This is a genomic window from Caballeronia jiangsuensis, from assembly GCF_046030135.1.
Lineage (GTDB): Bacteria > Pseudomonadota > Gammaproteobacteria > Burkholderiales > Burkholderiaceae > Caballeronia > Caballeronia jiangsuensis.
Window position 1 is genome coordinate 21,659 of sequence record NZ_JAQQDB010000012.1, and the last position, 17,419, is coordinate 39,077.

The following is a 17,419-nucleotide window of genomic DNA, read 5'->3' on the forward strand; positions in this document are numbered from 1 at the left end:
GGTCCGTTTCGTGAACGACGTCAGGCGGTCGCTGTCTTCGGCTGCAGATCCGCCTTATGCAGATTGAGCGCCTCACGCAGGATCGGCTCCATCGACGCGTTCGCCTCCGGATCGTCGAGCGCGGCGAGAATCGCGAGCCGCATGCGCGGTTCCCAGAAGCGGCGAATGTGATCCGCGATGCTGTCGATGGCTTCGGCGCGGTCCGGCATCGAATCGAAGAATTCGCCGATGCGGTTCGCCATCTCAATCAGGTTATCGACGTCCATTTATTATTTTCCTGAAGTGGTCGTGGCGAGATTGAGCAACTCGAGCTGCTGCGTGTTGAAGCGCGAGTACTCCTTCTGCCATTGCGACGGCTGTTCCACCGGCATCACCTGCACCGCCGTCACCTTGTACTCCGGACAGTTGGTCGCCCAGTCGGAAGAGTCCGTCGTGATGACGTTCGCGCCCGATTCGGGGAAGTGGAACGTCGTATAGACGACGCCCGGCTGCATGCGCTCGGAAATCTTCGCGCGCAACACCGTCTGCCCGGCGCGCGACTCGATGCCGACCCAGTCGTCCTGCTTGATGCCGCGATCTTCCGCATCGACCGGATGAATCTCCAGGCGGTCCTCGTCGTGCCATTGCGAGTTTTCGGTGCGCCGCGTCTGCGCGCCGACGTTGTACTGCGACAGGATGCGCCCGGTCGTGAGCAGCAGCGGATACTTGCGCGTGACCTTCTCCGGCGTCGCGATGAACTTCGTGATGACGAAGCGTCCCTTGCCGCGCACGAATTCGTCGATGTGCATCGTCGGCGTGCCGTCCGGCGCTTTCTCGTTGCACGGCCACTGAATGCTGCCGAGCTCGTCCAGGCGATCGTACGAGACGCCGTGGAAGGTCGGCGTGAGACGCGCGATCTCGTCCATGATTTCAGAGGGGTTCGCGTAGTTCATCTCATAGCCGAGCGCGCGCGAGAGCTTGATCGTCACTTCCCAGTCGGAGAGGCCCGGCAGCGGCGGCATCACCTTGCGCACGCGCGAGATGCGGCGCTCGGCGTTGGTGAAGGTGCCGTCTTTTTCGAGGAAGGTCGAGCCGGGCAAGAGAACGTGCGCGTACTTCGCCGTTTCGTTCAGGAAGATGTCCTGCACGACGATACATTCCATCGACGACAACGCATCCGCCACGTGCTGCGTGTTCGGGTCCGACTGGACGATGTCCTCGCCCTGGCAGTAAAGGCCCATGAACGTGCCGTGCATCGCGGCATCGAACATATTCGGGATGCGCAGACCCGGCTCCGGCTGAAGCTGCACGTCCCACGCTTCCTCGAAGAGCGCGCGCGTTGCCGCGTCGCCGATATGCCGATAGCCCGGCAGTTCGTGCGGGAACGAGCCCATGTCGCACGAGCCCTGCACGTTGTTCTGGCCGCGCAGCGGATTCACGCCGACGCCTTCGCGACCGACGTTGCCCGTGGCCATCGCGAGGTTCGCGATGCCCATCACGGTGGTCGAACCTTGCGCGTGCTCGGTCACGCCGAGGCCGTAATAGATCGCGCCGTTGCCGCCCAGCGCGTAGACGCGCGCGGCTTCGCGGACCTGTTGTGCGGGCACGCCGGTGACGGCTTCCATCGCTTCGGGCGAGTTCTCTTCCTTCGCGACGAAATCGCGCCACTGCCCGAACGCGCGCTCTTCGCAGCGTTCGGCGATGAAATCTTCCTTCAGCAAGCCTTCCGTGACGATCACGTGCGCGAGCGAGTTGACCATCGCGACGTTCGTGCCCGGCCGCAGTTGCAGGTGATACTGCGCCTTCACGTGCGGCGTATCGACGATATCGATGCGGCGCGGATCGATCACGATCAGCTTCGCGCCTTCACGCACGCGGCGCTTCAGGCGCGAGCCGAAGACCGGGTGGCCGTCGGTCGGATTCGCGCCCATCACGATGATCACGTCCGACTGTTCGACCGATGCGAACGTCTGCGTGCCCGCCGATTCGCCGAGCGTCGCCTTGAGGCCGTAACCCGTCGGCGAGTGGCAGACACGCGCGCAGGTATCGACATTGTTGTTGCCGAACGCCGCGCGCACGAGCTTCTGCACGAGGTAGGTCTCTTCGTTCGTGCAGCGCGAAGACGTGATGCCCCCGATCGAATCGCGGCCGTACTTGTCCTGGATGCGGCGGAATTCGCTTGCCGCATAGGTGAGCGCTTCGTCCCACGACACTTCGCGCCACGGGTCGGTGATCTTCGCGCGGATCATCGGCTTCTTGATGCGATCCTTGTGCGTCGCGTAACCCCATGCGAAGCGGCCCTTCACGCACGCGTGGCCTTCGTTCGCCTGGCCGTTCTTGTTCGGCGTCATGCGCACGACGGTGTTGCCCTTCATTTCCGCCTTCAGCGAACAGCCGACGCCGCAATACGCGCACGTCGTGATGGCCGAGTGTTCGGCCTGGCCGAGTATGATGACGGTCTTTTCCTGCAGCGTCGCGGTCGGGCACGCGGCGACGCATGCGCCGCACGAAACGCATTCCGATTCCATGAACGGCACGTTCTCGCTCGCCGCGACGCGCGATTCGAAGCCGCGTCCGGCGATGGTCAGCGCGAACGTGCCCTGCGTTTCCTCGCAGGCGCGCACGCATCGATTGCAGACGATGCACTTCGACGGATCGTAGGTGAAGTACGGATTCGACTCGTCCTTCTTGTCTTTCAGATGGTTCGCGCCTTCGTAGCCGTAGCGCACTTCACGCAAGCCGACGACGCCCGCCATGTCCTGCAATTCGCAATCGCCATTGGCGGGGCAGGTGAGGCAATCGAGCGGGTGATCGGAGATATAAAGCTCCATCACGTTGCGGCGCAGCGATTGAAGCTTGTCGGTTTGCGTGCGCACTTTCATGCCCGCTTCGACAGGCGTCGTGCACGAGGCCGGATAGCCGCGCTTCCCTTCGATCTCGACGAGGCACAGACGGCACGAGCCCCACGGCTCCAGAGAATCCGTCGCGCAGAGTTTCGGCACGTTGACGCCGGCTTCGATCGCGGCGCGCATCACCGACGTGCCCGCGGGCACCGTGACGGATTCGCCGTCGATTTCCAGCGTCACGTCGATATCGGCGTGACGCAGCGGCGTGCCGTAGTCGGTTTCATCGAGCGGATCGCGGCGCTGCACCGACGCCGCGCTCTTGCACGCGCAGTTGCCGGAACCGCAGCCGTTGATGGTGTTGGACATTGTCGTCTCCTTGTTCTATGCCGCTTTCTGTGCAGGCGTGCGGGGCAGCCCGAAGTCCTCGGGGAAGTGATCGAGCGCGGACATCACCGGGAACGGCGTCATGCCGCCCATCGCGCAGAGCGAGCCCGACACCATCGTGTCGCACAACTCGCGCAGAAGCGTGATCTGCTTCACCGACGTATCGCCTTCACGAATCTTCGCGATGACTTCCTCGCCGCGCGTCGAGCCGATGCGGCATGGCGTGCACTTGCCGCACGATTCGAGCGCGCAGAAGTGCATCGCGTATTGCGCGAGTTCGGCGAGGTTCGAGGTGTCGTCGTGAACCACGAGTCCGCCGTGCCCGACCACCGCGCCGACCTTCGCATATTCCTCGTAGTCGAGCGGAATGTCCCACTGGCTTTCCGGCAGATACGTGCCGAGCGGCCCGCCCACTTGCACCGCGCGCGCCGGACGGCCGCTCGCGGTGCCGTCGCCGTAGGTGTAGAGCAGTTCGCGCAGCGTCACGCCGAACGCCAGTTCGACGAGCCCGCCTTGCTTCACATTGCCCGCGATCTGGAAAGGCAGCGTGCCGCGCGAGCGGCCCATGCCGAAGTCGCGATAGAAGGCCGCGCCCTTCGCGAAGATGATCGGCACGGTCGCGAGCGTGATGACGTTGTTGATGACCGTCGGCTTCCCGTACAGGCCGGTGAGCGCCGGCACCGGCGGCTTCGCGCGCACGATGCCGCGCTTGCCTTCGAGCGATTCGAGCAGCGCGGTTTCCTCGCCGCACACATACGCGCCCGCGCCTTTCGCGACATACAACTCGAACGCGTGCGACGTGCCGAGCACGCTCGCGCCGAGCCAGCCCGCATCGCGCGCCTTGTCGATCGCGCGATTGAGCGTCGCGATCGAATGCGGATACTCGCTGCGCACGTAGATGTAGCCCTTGGTCGCGCCCACCGCCACGCCCGCGATGATCATGCCTTCGATCAGCATGTACGGATCGCTTTCCATGACGAGACGGTCGGAGAACGTGCCGGAGTCGCCTTCGTCTGCATTGCAGACGATGTACTTTTGATCCGCATACGCGCCGCGCACCGTCTTCCACTTGATGCCCGCGGGAAACGCCGCGCCGCCGCGTCCGCGCAGGCCGGAATCGAGCAGCGCCTGGCAGACGGCGTCGCCGTTCATGTCGAGCACCTGGCGCAATCCTTCGAGGCCGCCGAGCGCGGTGTAATCGTCGATGGACAGCGGGTCCGTGATGCCGATGCGCGCGAACGTCAGGCGCTGCTGGTTCTTGAGGTAAGGAATCTCGTCGACGACGCCGACGTTCTTCTCGTGCGCCTTGCCCTCGTGAAAGCCGGCATCGAAGAGCGCGGCGACATCGTCGGCTTCGACGTTCGAATAGCCGATGCGCCCATCCGCCGTCTCGACTTCGACGAGCGGTTCGAGATAGAAAAGCCCGCGCGAACCGTTGCGCACCAGTTGCACGTCGATGCCGCGCTTCTCCGCTTCGCTCGCGATGGCTTCAGCGACACCTTGCGCGCCCAGCGCGAGCGCGGCGGAATCGATGGGAACGTAAATGCGCGTCATGCCGTCACCTCCGCGACCTTCGTTTGCGCCGCGGCGTACAGGCGGTCGAACTTCGCCGGCGTCACGCGCGCGTGCAATTCACCGTTGATCATCATCGACGGAGACAGCGCGCATTGACCGAGGCAGAACACGGATTCGAGCTCGGTGTCTTCGGCATGACCGCTGTCGAAGCGGCAACCCGTGTGTCCTTCGATGTGGTCCTTCAACGCTTCCGTGCCCATGCTGCGGCACGCTTCCGCGCGGCAAAGCTGCACGGTCACGCGGGCGGGCGGGGCGGAACGGAAGTGATGGTAGTAGGTGATCACACCGTGGACTTCTGCGCGCGACAGCGATAGCGCCTGCGCGAGCGGCGCGATGGCCGTCTCGGGCACGTAGCCGACTTCGTTCTGGATGGCGTGAAGAATGGTCATCAACGTCGCGTCTTGTACCGCGTGGCGACGGACGAGTTCAGCGGATGCAGCGGCGGAAAGCTGCGGATGTGTCATGGGGCTCCTCCAACACTCGGCATATGTTTTGTCGGTACATATTTACGTCGATATAATTACGGGTGCCGAGCCTGTATAAGAACAATAGGCGTCGTGATATATCTTGGCAATAGGATGGGGGAGTGCATATGGTGGACGTCGAATGCCGGGCCGAACTGGTCCTGCGGGACGCCGATGGCCGGGAAACCAGTCTCAGCGCGGTTGTCCCGCTTTTACAACTCGTCGCACAGACGGGCAGCATCGCGAATGCCGCGAGCGCTAAGGGTTTGTCCTATCGGCATGCGTGGGGTTTGTTGCGCGAAATCGAAGCGCGGCTTGGCGGCGCGCTCATCACGAAATCGCGCGGGCGCGGCTCGGTGCTTTCCGAACTGGGCGAGTCGGTTCTGCGTGCGCAACGGGTTTGCGGCGAGCGGCTCGAAGCGCCGCTGCAGGCGGTGGCGAACGACGTCGCCGTTGAGTTGAACCGGCGTCTCGCGGGCGGCATCACGCAGGTGCGGATTCACGCGTCGCATGGTTATGCGGTCGCGACGCTCGTGCGCGCGCTCGGCGATCAGCGCGTGCCGGTCGATATCAAGTATCGGGAGAGCGCCGAAGCGGTCAGCGCGCTCGCACGCGGCGAATGCGAACTGGCGGGGTTCCATCTGCCGATCGGTGAATTCCGCTCGACGTGCGCGGAGATCTATCGGCCATATCTGGACCGAAACAAGCATCAGCTGATACGGCTCACGCGCCGCACGCAAGGCCTTTTTCTGCCCAAGGGCAATCCGAAGGGCATCTCCGGTTTGCGCGATCTCGCGCGCAGCGACGTGCGCTTCGTCAATCGCCAGCCGGGATCGGGTACGCGCATGCTGCTCGATTTGTCGTTGCGTCGCGTGGGCGTCGATCCGGACCAGATCAATGGCTACGCGACGACCGAACTGACGCATTCGGCGATCGCCGCGTTCGTCGCCAGCGGCATGGCCGATCTCGGCTTCGGCGTGCAACCGGCGGCGCAGCATTTCGCACTCGATTTCATACCGATCATCGACGAGGACTATTTCTTCGCTTGCGAACGCGCGCGGCTCGACGAGGCGCGGCTTGCCTCCGTGTTGCGCATCTTGCGCAGCCCGGGGTTCACGGACAGCGTCGCTCATCTGGAAGGTTATGATCCGGCGCATTGCGGCTCGCTCGTCGATGTCGACGAAGGCTTGCGCGGGTGAAGTAAGCGCGTGAGGCGCACCGGAAACGCGCGGTAAGAGAGCGGGGCGGGCATAAAACTGCCGCCGGCGGCGAATTGGGTTAACCTAACGGCTTGCTGTCGACTTTACTGCTCTGAGCGCGATTCTCCGCGCGATATACCGCCATGAAACTCTCGTTGCTTGCTTGTTCCTCCGCCGCGCTCATCGCTGGCGCGGCGTATCTGGTTCCAGTCGCCTTTGCGCAGAATTCCCCGGGCATGCCGGGCGGGGTCCTGCAAGACGAATTCCGCTTCAATGCGCATCCGCAGATGCAGTTCGCGGCGTCGGCGCCGTCGGATAAGTATCAGAAGGGTAAGTCGGCGATGCGTCGTCGCGGCGACGACGGCGATCCCAACGGCTGCAATCTGAAGTGTCCGAAGGATGGGACGAACTGAGTGTTCTCACGCTGCTGCGGGGCGTCTTTGGCCGCTGCCGAAGGCGCACGCGTCGAAACGGTTGTTAACTGACACAAGGCAACGGTATTAGGACCGCTCCGATTCGGCCGATACCTGTCGCCGCTTATTCTCTCGGGCGTAGCGAAGGTCGTCTCTGTCCGAGCTACGTCTCTCAAGGATGTTTGCCCCGCCTCGCGCGGGGTTTTTTTCGTCCTTTCGCCGGCAAAGAAAAACCCGCGATGCTTGCGCAATCGCGGGTTTTTAGCGGGTGTTCTGGTGGAGGCGGCGGGAATCGAACCCGCGTCCAGAAGCGCTCTACGAACAGTTCTACATACTTAGTTCTGTCTTTTGATTTAACCATAACGACGCGGACGAACACGCTGCGTTACGGCGATTCACTAATTTTTCGACCTTGGCGTCGTGACGCCGCAAAGGCTTATCTGACGTATATGACCTCTCGTGGCATTGCTACCCTAACCCGTCAGCGAATTAGTGAGAGGACGGCGGCCCTTAGGCTGCCAGTGCGAACGTATCGTCGTTTGCAGTTACGATTTTCCCATTGATTAACGAGGTGACGGGTCCTCGGTATGCCCTGACCGCTTCACAACCCCTGTCGAAACCAGGTCGCCCCCGAAACGGAATAGGGATTATCCCACGAAACACGATGTGAGGCGAACGGCGCGGTTTTCAAGCCGCCTGTTTCGCCTCGCCACTCAAGCGATGTCGCGCAACAAGTGCTGAAGTTCTTCCGTCGAATCGACCACGTGATTGGCGTGCCAGCGACGTGGCGGAATGTCGTCGCCGCAATAGCCATAGGCGGCCGCCACGGTGATCATGCCCGCGGCGAACCCGGCCTGCACGTCGCGCAGATCATCGCCGACATAGACGATGCGCTCCGGCGCGACATCCAGCAATTCCGCCGCATGCAGGAGCGGCGCGGGGTGCGGCTTCGAATGCGGCGTGGTGTCGCCGCAGACGAGGCAGCCGGCGCGCGTATCCAGTCCCAGCAAGCCGACGAGCGGCGCGGCGAACCGTGTCGCCTTGTTCGTGACGATGCCCCATCGCACGCCGCGCGCGTCCAGTTGATCGAGTATCTCCGCGATGCCCGGAAACAGCGTCGTCTCGATGCACAGATCGGCCTCGTAGTTCGCGAGAAATTCGTCGCGCATCGCGGCGAAGTCGTGGTGCTCCGGCCCGATCTCGAACGCGCCGCCGAGCAGTCCGCGCGCGCCCGCCGATGCATAGGGCCGCAGCGTTTCGAGCGGCCGCATCTCGAGGCCGCGGTCGTGCCGCATCTTGTTCACCGCGGCGACGAGATCGGGCGCGGTGTCGGCGATGGTGCCGTCGAGATCGAACAGCACGGCCTGGCACAACCCGAGACCATCGCCCTCGGTCAGGCGCTGAGGCAGGGGAGTCGTTTCTTCAGGCAGGGGCTTGGTATCGATGGTGCCCGTGGACAAGGGATCGTCGTTGATCATGGCGTCAGGCTTCGCGGCGGCAAGCCATCATGTAGTTGATGCTCGTGTCGTTTGACAGGCCGAAATGCTTGGAGATCGGCCGATACGTGATGCCTTTGATGTCGACCGTCAAAAGCGAAGCCGCGCGGGCGAACGTGGCCAATTCGGACGGCTTGATGAAGCGCGCGTAATCGTGCGTGCCTCGCGGCAGCATGCGCGCGATGTATTCCGCGCCGATCACGGCAAACAGATACGCCTTCGCGTTGCGATTCAGCGTGGAGAAAAACACCCAGCCGCCCGGCTTCACCAGTGCGGCGCACGCGGCGACGGTCCCTGCGGGATTCGGCACATGTTCGAGCATCTCCATACAGGTCACGACGTCATACGAACCGGGCTCGCGCGCGGCGAGTGCTTCAGCCGAGATCTCTTCGTACGCGACTTCCACACCGCTTTCGAGGCTATGCAGATCAGCGACGCCAAGCGCGCTCGACGATAAATCGATGCCTTTCACGTTCGCGCCGCGCGTGGCCATCGACTCGGACAGAATCCCGCCGCCGCAGCCGATATCGAGAACACGCTTGTTCATCAGATGCGCGTGCGCATCGATCCAGTCGAGCCGTACCGGGTTCAGCTCATGCAGCGGCTTGAACTCGGCGTTCGGGTCCCACCAGCGATGCGCGAGCTCGCTGAATTTCTGTAGTTCGTGGGGATCGACATTGGTCATGTTCGGAAGTGCCTTTTTGAGTCGTGAATCGATTAGGACCGAGTATATAGGCGCCGCAATAGGCGGGCAAAAAGCGGAATAGATGAAGCCTACCCTAATCGGCGGCTCATTAAGCGAATGCCCAAAAGGCGTCAGGCATAAAAAAACCCCCGCCGAGGCGGGGGTTTGATCTGCGGCAATCCAACTCGCGATTACTGTTGCGGCTGACGCGTCGTGCCGACAACTTCGATCTGCACGCGACGATCCGGCGCGAGGCAGGCGATGAGTTGCTTGCGATTCTTCTGCTGGCAGCTGTTGCCCGTGACCGGGTCGCGCTTGCCCTTGCCTTCCGTGTAGATACGGTTGGCTTCGATGCCCTTGCTGACCAGGTAAGCCTTCACAGCTTGCGCACGGCGCAGCGACAGACGATCGTTGTACTTGTCCGAACCGATGCGGTCGGTGTAACCCGTTGCAACCACGACTTCGAGGTTCAGCGCGCCGATCTTCGATGCCAGATCGTCAAGCTTTTCCTTACCAGCCGGCTTCAGGACTGCCTTGTCGAAGTCGAACAGAGCGTCAGCCTGATAGGTGACCTTCTGGCTCTGGATGACCGGGGGCGGCGGAGCGACCGGTGCCGGCGGCGTCGGTGCTTGCGCGACCAGCGCGCCATCGCACTTTGCGTTTGCCGTAGCCGGGGTCCAAAATGCGTCGCGCCAGCACAGTTCGTTCGTGCCGTTCATCCACACATACTCGCCCGTGCCGTTCACCCAGTTGTCGTTCACAGCTTGTCGCGAGGCCGGCACCGACTGTGCCGAGGCCGATGCAGCCATAACTGCGGTAGCTGCAATGAACGCGAGCTTTGAAAGTTTATTCATATTTCTCCTCTCGAAATTGAGATTACCGCAGGTTTACTGCGAGCCTGTAGACGAAGACAAGTCATACATTGCTCGAAGTATAACATTCCCTACGGAACAAAACGCGCTGTATAGACTTCGAGCAATGTCTAAGTTTGTGCGTTGGCATTTTGCCATATCGTTCCCTTGCAACGATAAAAATATCCCCGCACGCTGTACGCCCGCAACCTTATGTGGTGCATGCGCAACAAGAAAGGGACAGGAGACGGTCAAGGCTGAAGAAGGCGCGAAACGTGCGCACATTGCGTGCCCGAGAGCCATTTCCTGCGAGTTTTTATCGTCGGTGTTTTTGCGTCTGGCAAAACGACGAGGCGGCATGATAGCCCGGCCAGATGTCGAATTGACGGAATGCGTTCCCCGGTTTTTGTAAGTAATTGGTACAGCATTGCACATTGCGAATTCTCGCTGCGCATTCCGGTTTTCGCGCTCGACACACACTGTATGTATACAGCGTGCGTCCGGGCACAAATGTCGCGCATGGTAGAATCTCCTGATGCGCTGCGTTCGCACGCATAAAAAGGCATGCGCTGCATATGCGGCGCGCAGCGTACGTCGGCTACGCGCCACGCCGGCACATGTCGCGCGGCCGGCGGGCGAGCCCGCGAAATCACCGCGCGCGCTGCCGTGTCGCCGCTGCAAAGTTCAAGACACGGATAATGGATCAATTCGCCAAAGAGACTCTGCCAATCTCCCTTGAGGAGGAAATGCGCCGCTCGTATCTCGATTACGCGATGAGCGTGATCGTCGGGCGCGCGCTTCCCGATGTCCGCGATGGCTTGAAGCCGGTGCATCGTCGGGCGCTCTACTCGATGCACGAGCTGAACAACGACTGGAATCGCGCGTACAAGAAATCGGCGCGTATCGTCGGCGATGTCATCGGTAAATACCATCCTCACGGCGACGCGTCCGTCTACGAGACGATCGTTCGCATGGCGCAGCCGTTCTCGCTGCGCTACATGCTGGTGGACGGCCAGGGCAACTTCGGTTCGGTCGACGGCGACAACGCCGCGGCGATGCGTTACACCGAAATCCGCATGGCGAAGATCGGCCACGAGCTGCTGGCCGACATCGACAAGGAAACCGTCGACTTCGGTCCGAACTACGACGGCAGCGAAAGCGAGCCGCTCGTTCTCCCGGCGCGCATTCCCAATCTGCTGATCAATGGTTCGGCCGGTATCGCGGTCGGCATGGCGACGAACATTCCGCCGCACAACCTGCGCGAAATCGTCGACGCCTGTCTGCATCTGCTGAACACGCCCGAGGCCACCGTCGACGAGCTGATCGAGATCGTGCCGGCGCCGGACTTCCCGACGGCCGGCATCATCTACGGCGTCGCGGGCGTGCGCGACGGTTACCGCACCGGGCGCGGCCGCGTCGTGATGCGCGCGGCCACGCACTTCGAAGAGATCGATCGCGGTCAGCGTCAGGCGATCATCGTCGACGAGATTCCGTATCAGGTGAACAAGCGCACGCTGCTCGAGCGCATCGCCGAACTCGTCAACGAGAAGAAGCTGGAAGGCATTTCCGACATCCGCGACGAGTCCGACAAGAGCGGCATGCGCGTCGTGATCGAACTGAAGCGCGGGGAAGTGCCGGAAGTCATCCTGAACAATCTGTACAAGCAGACACAGCTTCAGGACACCTTCGGCATGAACATGGTCGCGCTCGTCGACGGCCAGCCCAAGCTGCTGAATCTGAAGGAAATGATCGAGTGCTTCCTGTCGCATCGACGGGAAGTGCTGACGCGGCGCACTGTATACGAACTGCGCAAGGCGCGCGATCGCGGGCACGTGCTCGAAGGTCTCGCCGTCGCGCTCGCGAACATCGACGATTTCATCGCGATCATCAAGGCCGCGCCGACGCCGCCGATCGCGAAACAGGAGTTGATGGCGCGTCCGTGGGACTCGTCGCTCGTGCGCGAAATGCTCACGCGCACCGAGACCGAGGCTTCGGGCGGCCGCGTCGCCTATCGTCCGGAAGGGTTGAATCCGGCATACGGTCTCCAGGAAGACGGCCTGTATAAATTGTCGGACGTCCAGGCGCAGGAAATTCTGCAGATGCGCCTGCAGCGCCTGACGGGGCTCGAACAGGACAAGATCGTCGGCGAATATCGCGAAGTGATGGCGCAGATCGCCGATCTGCTCGACATCCTCGCGCGGCCTGAGCGTATCCGCCAGATCATCGTCGATGAGCTGGGTCAGATCCGCGCCGAATTCGGCGACGACCGCCGCTCGCGCATCGAAATGAACGCGACGGAGCTCAACACCGAAGACCTGATCACGCCGACGGACATGGTCGTGACCATGTCGCACTCGGGCTACGTGAAGTCGCAGCCGCTTTCCGAATACCGCGCGCAGAAGCGCGGCGGGCGCGGCAAGCAGGCGACGCAGATGAAGGAAGACGACTGGATCGACACGCTCTTCATCGCGAACACGCACGATCACATGCTGTGCTTCTCGAACCGCGGCCGCGTGTACTGGATCAAGGTGTACGAAGTGCCGCAGGGCTCGCGCAATTCGCGCGGCCGTCCGATCGTCAACATGTTCCCGCTGCAAGACGGTGAGAAGATTAACGTCGTGCTGCCGATCAAGGAATTCTCGGCGGACAAGTACGTGTTCATGACGACCGCGCTCGGCACCGTCAAGAAGACGCCGCTCGAAGCATTCAGCCGTCCGATGAAAAAGGGCATCATCGCGGTCGGTCTGGATGACGGCGACTACCTCATCGGCGCGGCGATCACCGATGGCGAGCATGACGTGATGCTGTTCTCGGACGCGGGCAAGGCCGTACGTTTCGACGAGAACGACGTCCGCGCGATGGGCCGGGAGGCACGCGGCGTGCGGGGCATGCAACTGGAAGACGGGCAGCAGGTCATCGCGATGCTGGTCGCGGGCGGCGAGAATCAGTCGGTGCTTACGGCTACCGAGAACGGCTACGGCAAGCGCACGCCGATCAACGAGTACACGCGTCACGGCCGCGGCACGAAGGGCATGATCGCGATCCAGACATCGGAGCGCAACGGCCGGGTCGTCGCCGCGACGCTCGTCGAGCCGGAGAGCGAGATCATGCTGATCACGACTTCGGGCGTGCTTATCCGCACGCGTGTTTCCGAAATCCGCGAAATGGGCCGTGCAACTCAAGGTGTTACACTCATCAGCCTTGACGAGGGAACGAAGTTGTCGGGACTGCAGCATATCGCCGAGGCGGAAGCCGAGGCCGAACTCGAGGCAGACGCCGGTTCGGACGACTCTGCCGCCAAGCCCGGAGACGCGGAAAATGATGAAGGCGGAGAAAGCGCCTGATATTTTTTGTGTCGCGGGTCTCTCGTTATCGCTTTTGAAAGCTCGGATTAGTTAAGCTGCGCGACGTGAGTTCGTTATCGACGTCAGGCGAGGCCGGCGTCGGAAAACGGGCAAAAGCTCGTCGCCAGTGCTGAACTGGATATTTTTTACAGGGAGTAATGATGCAAGGACGTTTCAAGCAGTGGATGTTGCTGGCCGCTTTCGTGCCGACTATCGCGATGGCTCAGTCGCTTCAGAACCAGGCGCCCGCACAGTCGGCCGCACCGGCGGCCGCAGCAGCACCGGTTGATCCGGCCAAGCAAGCCGCGATCAAGGACCTGCTCGACGCGATCGATGCGCAGAAGCTGGTCGGCGCGATCGGTAACAGCGCACAGATGCAATCGAAGCAACTCGTGCCGGCGATCCTCTCGGACGCGCTGTCCGAGAACAAGACGCTGAACGACAAGCAGAAGCAAGCCGCTGTTCCGTCGCTGCAAAAGAATGCAGTGCCGAAGCTGGTCGATTCCGCTGGCCAGGTCTTCGCAACCGACGCATTCCGCAAGGACGCGATGCAGGCTCAGTACGACGCGTACGCGAAGTACTACTCGACCGACGAGATCAAGGATCTGACCAACTTCTACAAGAGCCCGACCGGCCGCAAGTTCATCCAGGTTCAGGACCAGGTTGGCCGCGACGTCGTGAACGGCCTGATGCAGAAGTACATGCCGCAAGCCATCAAGGCAACGCGCACGCAAGCCGATCAGGAAGTGGCAAGCGTCAAGCCGAGCGCCAAGTAAGCGCGGCGTCGGTCTGAACGGAATCCGCAGGACGGCGCTTGCCGTCCCTTGCATTGGCGGGTTTTCAGGACAGTGCGATAATGGCTGTTTGCGCAAGACGCGCAAACAGCCATTTCTTTTTGGACGTGAGAACGCGGCCTTCGTTTGATTCGCCGTTCATCCGCGTCTGCAAATCGTATTTCCGGGATCTCCAGATGCGCGTGTTCAATTTCTCCGCCGGCCCCGCCGCCATGCCAGAAGAAGTTCTGAGGCAAGCCGCCGATGAAATGCTCGACTGGCAAGGCAGTGGCATGAGCGTGATGGAAATGAGCCACCGCGGTACGGAATTCATGTCGATCCACGAGGCCGCGCTCACCGACCTGCGCGATTTGCTTAAGGTGCCCGCGTCGCATCGGATCCTGTTTCTGCAGGGCGGCGGCATCGGCGAAAACGCGATCGTGCCGATGAACCTGCTCGGCAACAGGCAGACCGCCGACTTCGTCGTGACCGGTTCGTGGTCGACGAAATCGTTCAAGGAAGCGCAGAAATACGGCACGCCGCATCTCGCGGCCAACGGCAAGACCGAAGAAGGTTTCACGCGCGTTCCGGCATTCAGCGAATGGAAGCTGTCGGACGATCCCGCTTACGTGCATCTGTGCTCGAACGAAACCATCGACGGCGTCGAAGCCTTCGAGATTCCCGATCTGGGCGACATTCCACTCGTCGCCGATGCGTCCTCGCACATCCTGTCGCGCCCGATGGACATCGCCAAGTACGGCGTGCTCTTCGGCGGCGCGCAGAAGAACATCGGCATGGCGGGCGTCACTGTCGTGATCGTGCGTGAAGATCTGCTCGACCGCGCGCTGCCTATCTGTCCGTCCGCGTTCGAGTGGAAGATCGTCGCGGAAAACAACTCGATGTACAACACGCCGCCGACCTACGCGATCTATATCGCGGGCCTCGTTTTCAAGTGGCTGAAGAAGCAGGGCGGCCTGGAAGCGATCGAGGCGCGCAACGTCGAAAAAGCGAAGCTGCTGTACGACACCATCGATTCCAGCGATTTCTACGTCAACAAGGTCGAGCGCCAGAACCGTTCGCGCATGAACGTGCCGTTCTTCCTTGCCGACGAATCGCGCAATACCGATTTCCTGGCCGGCGCGAAGACGCGCGGGCTGTTGCAACTGAAGGGCCACAAGTCCGTCGGCGGCATGCGGGCATCGATCTACAACGCGGTGCCGATCGAGGGAGTCAACGCTCTCGTCGATTACATGAAGGAATTCGAGCGCACGAGCGCTTAACGGCGCGACGCTCACTCAACCGCACAAGCTCAAGCACCGCATGGACGACGATCTCAATTCAAGACTCAAACCGCTACGTGAGCGCATCGATGTGCTCGACGCGCAGCTCATCGCGCTGTTGAATCAGCGCGCATCCGTCGCGCTGGAAGTCGGCGAAGTGAAGAAGCATTTCAATGCGCCCGTGTTTCGCCCGGAGCGAGAGATGCAGGTCATCGCGCGACTGCAGGAAATGAGCGACGGGCCGCTCGCCGATGAGCACATCGCGTCGATCTGGCGCGAGATCATGGCCGCGAGCCGCGCGCTCGAACAGACCATCAGCGCGGCGTTTCTGGGGCCCGTCGGCACGTACAGCGAACAGGCGATGTTCGAATACTTCGGGCATTCGATTCATGGCGTGCCGTGTCCGTCGATCGACGAAGTGTTTCGCGCCGTCGAAGCGGGCGCGGCGCAGTACGGCGTCGTGCCGGTCGAGAATTCGGCGGAAGGCGCGGTGTCGCGCACGCTGGATTTGCTGCTGCAGACGTCGCTTCTGATCGGCGGCGAGTTGGCGCTGCCGATCCATCACAACTTGATGACGGCGTCCGGCACGCTCGATGGCGTGAAGCGCGTATGCGCGCATCCGCAGGCGCTCGCGCAGTGTCAGCGCTGGTTGAGCGCGAACGCGCCGCAACTGGAGCGGCAGGCGGTGTCGAGCAACGCGGAAGCCGCGCGCATGGCGGTCGATGATCCGACGGTCGCGGCCATCGCAGGCGACCGCGCCGCGACGCATTACGGCCTTGGCGTCGTGTTCTCGATGATCCAGGACGACCCGCATAATCGCACGCGTTTCGTGATCATCGGCAAGCAGCCGACGGATTCGAGCGGCCACGATCAGACGTCGCTCATCGTCACGGTGGAGAACGAGTCCGGCGCGATGTACAAGCTGCTGGAGCCGCTCGCCAAGCATGGTGTCTCGATGACGCGCTTCGAATCACGCCCGGCGCGTTCCGGCGCGTGGGAGTACTACTTTTATATCGACATCGAAGGCCATCGCGACGATGCCGCCGTGGCCGGCGCGCTGGAGGAGCTGGGGCGCAAGTCCGCGTTCCTGAAAATCCTCGGCTCGTATCCGCGGGCGCGCTGATTGGCTCATCGCCGCTGCGATGAATCGCGGCGGTTCGTTTCACCTTGCGTCGGACGACGCGCTCTTATCGATGTCCCGTGGCTGCGTTCTCATTCAACAAACTGGTTATCTTCGGCGTCGGTCTGATCGGCGGTTCGCTTGCGCGCGCCTTGCGTGAACGCGCGGGGCTCGCGGGTCGTGTGGTCGGTGTGGGGCGTTCGGCTGCATCGGTCGAACGCGCGCTCGAACTCGGCGTGATCGACGAAGCCGCCGCGCTCAGCGACGACACCGCGCTCGCGAACGCGCTTCAAGGCGCGGACGTGGTGCTGCTCGCCGCGCCCGTCGCGCAGACCGAGCCGCTGCTCGCGCGTATCGCGCCGTTTCTCGACGCGCGCACCATCGTCACCGATGCAGGCAGCACGAAGACGGATGTCGTCGCTTCGGCGCGGCGCGCGCTGGGCGAGCGCATCGCGCAGTTCGTGCCGGGGCATCCGATCGCCGGGCGCGAGTCGAGCGGCGTCGAGGCCGCGTTGCCCGATCTGTACGTCGATCGCAATGTCGTACTGTGCCCGTTGCCTGACAACGCAGCGGACGATGTCGAGCGCATCGCGTCGATGTGGCGCGCGACCGGCGCGTGCGTGCGCGAGATGAGCGAGGCGCAGCACGATCGCGTGTTTGCATCGGTGAGTCATCTGCCGCACGTGCTGTCGTTCGCGCTCGTCGATCAGATCCTCGATACGCCCGATGCCGACCTGAAATTTTCGTTCGCCGCGGGCGGCTTCCGCGATTTCACTCGCATCGCGGCTTCGAGCCCGGAAATGTGGCGCGATATCTGTCTCGCGAATCGCGCCGCGCTGCTCGCCGAACTCGACGACTACACGGCCGTGCTCGCGCGGTTTCGCGCGGCGATCGACGCATCGGATGGCGCGGCGCTCGAAGCGGCGTTCGCGCGCTCGCGCGTGGCGCGCAAAGAGTGGCAGGAACGCGGCGGCATCAAGCCATCCAACGACATCGCCGCGAAATAAGCT

14 protein-coding genes and 1 other RNA gene are annotated in these 17,419 nt (G+C 62.5%); 7 read left to right on the forward strand and 8 right to left on the reverse strand.

Going from position 1 to position 17,419, the window contains the following annotated elements:
• Positions 1 to 20: 20 nt before the first annotated feature.
• Genes PQR08_RS14440 through PQR08_RS14455 form a run of 4 tightly spaced genes read right to left on the reverse strand, consistent with a single transcriptional unit; the run spans position 21 to position 5,248 of the window.
• On the reverse strand, positions 21 to 266 hold the full coding sequence (locus tag PQR08_RS14440) for a formate dehydrogenase subunit delta (protein ID WP_250483926.1): 246 nt from the start codon (positions 264 to 266) through the stop codon (positions 21 to 23).
• Between the two features lie 3 nt (positions 267 to 269).
• Positions 270 to 3,191 (reverse strand): formate dehydrogenase subunit alpha, encoded by a 2,922-nt coding sequence (fdhF, locus tag PQR08_RS14445; protein ID WP_250483925.1) that lies wholly within the window; start codon positions 3,189 to 3,191, stop codon positions 270 to 272.
• A gap of 15 nt (positions 3,192 to 3,206) precedes the next feature.
• Entirely contained in the window at positions 3,207 to 4,763 is a 1,557-nt protein-coding gene (locus PQR08_RS14450) for a formate dehydrogenase beta subunit (protein WP_238212554.1), read from the reverse strand.
• Complete coding sequence (locus tag PQR08_RS14455) at positions 4,760 to 5,248, reverse strand: NAD(P)H-dependent oxidoreductase subunit E (protein ID WP_250483924.1); 489 nt, start codon at positions 5,246 to 5,248, stop codon at positions 4,760 to 4,762. The genes PQR08_RS14450 and PQR08_RS14455 overlap by 4 nt, the downstream gene beginning before the upstream one ends.
• A 128-nt stretch (positions 5,249 to 5,376) precedes the next feature.
• Between PQR08_RS14455 and PQR08_RS14460 the strand changes: the two genes are divergently transcribed.
• Both PQR08_RS14460 and PQR08_RS14465 read left to right on the forward strand, forming a co-directional pair.
• Positions 5,377 to 6,447, forward strand: a complete 1,071-nt coding sequence (locus PQR08_RS14460) for a substrate-binding domain-containing protein (RefSeq protein ID WP_238288611.1) — start codon at positions 5,377 to 5,379, stop codon at positions 6,445 to 6,447.
• A 143-nt stretch (positions 6,448 to 6,590) separates the two neighbouring features.
• Entirely contained in the window at positions 6,591 to 6,860 is a 270-nt protein-coding gene (locus PQR08_RS14465; protein WP_035503189.1) for a hypothetical protein, read from the forward strand.
• A 274-nt stretch (positions 6,861 to 7,134) separates the two neighbouring features.
• On the opposite strand, the gene ssrA is transcribed toward PQR08_RS14465, so the two are convergent.
• The 4 genes from ssrA to ompA form a co-directional block, all read right to left on the reverse strand.
• Positions 7,135 to 7,492, reverse strand: a transfer-messenger RNA (tmRNA) gene (gene ssrA / locus PQR08_RS14470).
• An 81-nt stretch (positions 7,493 to 7,573) separates the two neighbouring features.
• Positions 7,574 to 8,338 carry a phosphoglycolate phosphatase gene (gene gph / locus PQR08_RS14475; protein ID WP_238212553.1) on the reverse strand — a complete coding sequence of 255 codons (765 nt, stop codon included), beginning with the start codon at positions 8,336 to 8,338 and terminating at the stop codon, positions 7,574 to 7,576.
• Positions 8,339 to 8,342: 4 nt separating this feature from the next.
• Complete coding sequence (ubiG, locus tag PQR08_RS14480; RefSeq protein WP_187605857.1) at positions 8,343 to 9,041, reverse strand: bifunctional 2-polyprenyl-6-hydroxyphenol methylase/3-demethylubiquinol 3-O-methyltransferase UbiG; 699 nt, start codon at positions 9,039 to 9,041, stop codon at positions 8,343 to 8,345.
• 191 nt (positions 9,042 to 9,232) lie between these two features.
• Positions 9,233 to 9,895, reverse strand: coding sequence for an outer membrane protein OmpA (ompA, locus tag PQR08_RS14485; protein WP_035503193.1), 663 nt, complete (start codon positions 9,893 to 9,895; stop codon positions 9,233 to 9,235).
• Positions 9,896 to 10,590: 695 nt separating this feature from the next.
• Here ompA and gyrA point away from each other — a divergent pair.
• The 5 genes from gyrA (at position 10,591) to PQR08_RS14510 (ending at position 17,416) form a co-directional block, all read left to right on the forward strand.
• Positions 10,591 to 13,236, forward strand: a complete 2,646-nt coding sequence (gene gyrA, locus PQR08_RS14490; RefSeq protein ID WP_371880732.1) for a DNA gyrase subunit A — start codon at positions 10,591 to 10,593, stop codon at positions 13,234 to 13,236.
• A 161-nt stretch (positions 13,237 to 13,397) separates the two neighbouring features.
• Complete coding sequence (locus PQR08_RS14495) at positions 13,398 to 14,012, forward strand: DUF2059 domain-containing protein (RefSeq protein WP_187606125.1); 615 nt, start codon at positions 13,398 to 13,400, stop codon at positions 14,010 to 14,012.
• 194 nt (positions 14,013 to 14,206) lie between these two features.
• The gene (serC, locus tag PQR08_RS14500) at positions 14,207 to 15,289 is read left to right on the forward strand and encodes a 3-phosphoserine/phosphohydroxythreonine transaminase (RefSeq protein ID WP_250483922.1); all 1,083 of its coding nucleotides are present in this window, start codon (positions 14,207 to 14,209) and stop codon (positions 15,287 to 15,289) included.
• Positions 15,290 to 15,329: 40 nt separating this feature from the next.
• The gene (gene pheA, locus PQR08_RS14505) at positions 15,330 to 16,412 is read left to right on the forward strand and encodes a prephenate dehydratase (protein ID WP_187605854.1); all 1,083 of its coding nucleotides are present in this window, start codon (positions 15,330 to 15,332) and stop codon (positions 16,410 to 16,412) included.
• Between the two features lie 77 nt (positions 16,413 to 16,489).
• A complete protein-coding gene (locus tag PQR08_RS14510) occupies positions 16,490 to 17,416 on the forward strand; it encodes a prephenate dehydrogenase (protein WP_250483921.1) in 927 nt (308 codons plus the stop codon).
• Positions 17,417 to 17,419: the final 3 nt, after the last annotated feature.

What these genes read in the sequence shown, in the direction of transcription:
- PQR08_RS14440 (WP_250483926.1), bottom strand. Translation starts at nt 266, where the DNA reads ATGGACGTCGATAACCTGATTGAGATGGCGAACCGCATCGGCGAATTC.
- fdhF (WP_250483925.1), bottom strand. Translation starts at nt 3,191, where the DNA reads ATGTCCAACACCATCAACGGCTGCGGTTCCGGCAACTGCGCGTGCAAG.
- PQR08_RS14450 (WP_238212554.1), bottom strand. Translation starts at nt 4,763, where the DNA reads ATGACGCGCATTTACGTTCCCATCGATTCCGCCGCGCTCGCGCTGGGC.
- PQR08_RS14455 (WP_250483924.1), bottom strand. Translation starts at nt 5,248, where the DNA reads ATGACACATCCGCAGCTTTCCGCCGCTGCATCCGCTGAACTCGTCCGT.
- PQR08_RS14460 (WP_238288611.1), top strand. Translation starts at nt 5,377, where the DNA reads ATGGTGGACGTCGAATGCCGGGCCGAACTGGTCCTGCGGGACGCCGAT.
- PQR08_RS14465 (WP_035503189.1), top strand. Translation starts at nt 6,591, where the DNA reads ATGAAACTCTCGTTGCTTGCTTGTTCCTCCGCCGCGCTCATCGCTGGC.
- gph (WP_238212553.1), bottom strand. Translation starts at nt 8,338, where the DNA reads ATGATCAACGACGATCCCTTGTCCACGGGCACCATCGATACCAAGCCC.
- ubiG (WP_187605857.1), bottom strand. Translation starts at nt 9,041, where the DNA reads ATGACCAATGTCGATCCCCACGAACTACAGAAATTCAGCGAGCTCGCG.
- ompA (WP_035503193.1), bottom strand. Translation starts at nt 9,895, where the DNA reads ATGAATAAACTTTCAAAGCTCGCGTTCATTGCAGCTACCGCAGTTATG.
- gyrA (WP_371880732.1), top strand. Translation starts at nt 10,591, where the DNA reads ATGGATCAATTCGCCAAAGAGACTCTGCCAATCTCCCTTGAGGAGGAA.
- PQR08_RS14495 (WP_187606125.1), top strand. Translation starts at nt 13,398, where the DNA reads ATGCAAGGACGTTTCAAGCAGTGGATGTTGCTGGCCGCTTTCGTGCCG.
- serC (WP_250483922.1), top strand. Translation starts at nt 14,207, where the DNA reads ATGCGCGTGTTCAATTTCTCCGCCGGCCCCGCCGCCATGCCAGAAGAA.
- pheA (WP_187605854.1), top strand. Translation starts at nt 15,330, where the DNA reads ATGGACGACGATCTCAATTCAAGACTCAAACCGCTACGTGAGCGCATC.